Origin of the sequence: Methanobrevibacter sp., from assembly GCF_045577275.1 — an archaeon.
GTDB lineage: Archaea > Methanobacteriota > Methanobacteria > Methanobacteriales > Methanobacteriaceae > Methanobrevibacter.
Genome location: NZ_JAZNIB010000309.1, coordinates 1 through 3,220 on the forward strand (window position 1 = coordinate 1; position 3,220 = coordinate 3,220).

Here is a 3,220-nt window from a genome sequence, read left to right on the forward strand (position 1 = left end):
TTATCTTAAATAATATGTACTGAGATAATTAGTTAAATAATTTATCTTAAATAATATGTACTGAGATAATTAGTTAAATAGTAGCTTAATAAGCTCATGCTTTTAAATTAGGTGTAAAAATGAGAAATTTGGATTTATCAATTATCGTTGTTAATTACAATACATTTAAATTAACAAAGGAAACAATTGATTCCTGTTTGGCTGAACCTACTCATTATACTTATGAAATCTTTCTTGTAGACAATAAGTCAACTGATGACAGTCTGGAAAAACTTGAAGATTATTTCAAGGATGAGATTTCAAGAGGGACTATAAAAGTCATAGCTAACAGTCATAATGATGGTTTTGCAAAGGCAAATAACTTAGCTATTGAACCGGCTGAAGGAGATTATATCCTTCTTTTAAACTCTGATACACTCATTAAAGAGGCAACAATTGACAAATGTATGGACTATATCACTGAAGGCATACATGCCGACGTTGGAGCATTAGGCTGTAAGGTCTCACTTGCTGACGGATCTCTCGACAAGGCATGCAAACGCAGTTTTCCAAATCCTGTAAACTCATTTTACAGATTGTTCCACATTAAAACAGACAGTGGAAGGGATGATTATAATTTGGATAACTTGGATGATGATGGAGTTTATGAAATAGACTGTTTGGTCGGAGCATTCATGCTTGTTAGAAAAGCCACAATCGATGATATCGGCCTTTTGGATGACACATTCTTTATGTATGGTGAAGATATTGATTGGTGCTATAGGATAAAGCAAGCCGGATGGAAAGTAGTTTATTTCGGTGAGGCGGAAATAATCCATTACAAGGGTGCAAGCAGTGAGGATGAAAAGTCTAAGAAAAGAAATCCAAAGCTTATCTATGAATTTTATAGGGCGATGTATATTTTCTATAAGAAGCATTATACCAAAAAATACAACATATTCTTAAACATTGCAGTCTATATTGGAATAGCCTTATTGTTGATTGTCAATTTAGTCAAAAATCTTTTCAGGTCTTAATTGTTAAATTCTTATTTTACTTATTTTACTTATTTTACTTATTTTTCTATTTGATTTTATATTTTCATACTTCTCCATCACTATTTTGCAATTTTTCATCTGTATTTTTTCACTTCACATCTCTTTTTTTTAATTATTTTTAAAAAATAATAGGTAATTTTATAAATAATAGGTTTTAAATCTATTATTGTATAAATAATAGTTATAGATATTGTATTATTGTTAACTATGCTTTAAATTTGGATTTATTGAAAACTATAAAATAATTTGAGTGGTTAAATGATAAGAGAAAATCAAAGAATTTTAAACGCGATATTGATTATAATAGATATTTTAGTAATTCTATTGTCATTGGTTTTAGCTTATTATGTTAGATTTAAAACCACCATATTCGGTCCTTTAGGAGGATCATTGCCGTTTTTCGATTATTTCCTATTTACAATTTTCGCTATTATTCCTACGTATCTTCTTTTATACTACTTTTTCGGCTTATATAAGCCATTCAGGAATAAATCTTCAATATTGTCTGGTGCAGAGGACATAATCAAGTCAGATATTATGGCCTTCATTATTTTGGTAGCTATTCTTTTCGTTATCAATCAGCCAGATTTCTCAAGGATAATGCTATTCCTTTTAAGCCTATTCGGAATGATCTTTGCAATCATCGAAAGGGCTCTTGTAGTTTTGGTCTTAAGATTCATGAGAGTCAACAATCATAATCTAAAGCACATGCTCATTATTGGAGATAACGAGTTGGCATTCACCTTTGCTAAGAAAATTAAGTCCAGAACCTATTTAGGATATAACATTGCAGGATTTTTAGGAAGAAGGGAGCATTTAGGAAAGACATTTGAAGGAATTCAGTTCATCGGTACCTTCAAGGATTTGCCTGATGTATTGAAAACCCATAAGTTTGATAGGGTTGTCATAGCTATTCCGTTAAAGTATTATTACCATTTGAATGAAATCGTGGATGCATGTGAAGAAGAGGGAATCAAGGCGGAAATCATTCCTGATTATTATAAGTATCTTCCAGCAAGACCTTCCGTTGACATGTTGGATGACCTTCCAATCATCAATATACGTTATGTTCCTTTGGATGATGCATTCAATAAGTTCAAAAAGATCATTGAAGACTATTTTGTAGCTATTGTTGCAATCATCATTACCTCTCCAATCATGCTTATAACAGCTATTGCAATTAAAATTGAATCTCCAGGTCCAATTATCTTCAAGCAGGAAAGAATTGGTTATAATGGAAAGCCATTCATGATGTATAAATTCAGAAGCATGAAGGTTCAGGATGAGAGTGAAGAGAAATCCCAATGGACAACTGAAGATGACCCAAGAAAAACAAGGGTAGGCTCATTCATCAGAAGGATGAGCATTGACGAGTTGCCACAGTTTTTCAATGTCTTGAAAAGGGAGATGAGTGTAGTCGGTCCTAGACCGGAAAGGCCATATTTTGTTGAGAAATTCAAGAAGGAAATTCCAAAATATATGGTTAAGCACCAAGTAAGGCCAGGGCTTACAGGACTTGCTCAAGTCAATGGTTACAGAGGTAACACTTCAATTAAAAAACGTATAGAATATGACATTCGTTATGTAGAAAACTGGAGTCTTGTTTTAGATATACAGATTATGTTCAGAACAGTTTTCAGAAGAAGTAAGAATGCTTACTAACCCCCAGCTTTTCCGAGCCTTCGGCTCGCAAAACCTGGACCAAAACTTTTTCACTATTTGTGAGTGATTATCTTTTTTGCTAATTTTTTATATAATTATTTCAATTATTCTTTCATATTAATTTTTTAAAACAATTATATTTTACTTATTTTGGATTAAAATTGTTATATTTGCCTAAAATTAATAAATTAAGATTATTATCAATTATTATAATTAAAAAAAGCATATATTTATATATTTTATCAAATAATTGATTATTACAGACTTAATTTTTAAAATCAACCTCGGATATTTAAGTTTTGAAATAGGGATGAATATTTAAAATATTACACTATTATAATATTAAAGAATTTTAAAAAAATAACTTTTATAAACTACAAAGTTTTAATATTTGTACTAGAATCCTAAAGATTTTTAAATGGAAAAATCAACATGATTTGATAAGATTTTGATAAATGTTCATAAGATTTTGATATGATCTTTATGTGAAATTGGGATAAGAAAAATGATATTAAAAATAT

Annotated in this window: 2 protein-coding genes; both read left to right on the plus strand. The window is 30.2% G+C overall.

Annotation, left to right across the window (positions count from 1 at the left end):
• Nucleotides 1-128: 128 nt before the first annotated feature.
• Nucleotides 129-1,016 (plus strand): glycosyltransferase family 2 protein, encoded by an 888-nt coding sequence (locus tag ACKI67_RS08875; RefSeq protein WP_407463177.1) that lies wholly within the window; start codon nucleotides 129-131, stop codon nucleotides 1,014-1,016.
• 279 nt (nucleotides 1,017-1,295) lie between these two features.
• Nucleotides 1,296-2,699, plus strand: coding sequence for an undecaprenyl-phosphate glucose phosphotransferase (locus tag ACKI67_RS08880; protein WP_407463176.1), 1,404 nt, complete (start codon nucleotides 1,296-1,298; stop codon nucleotides 2,697-2,699).
• The last annotated feature ends 521 nt before the right edge of the window (nucleotides 2,700-3,220 follow it).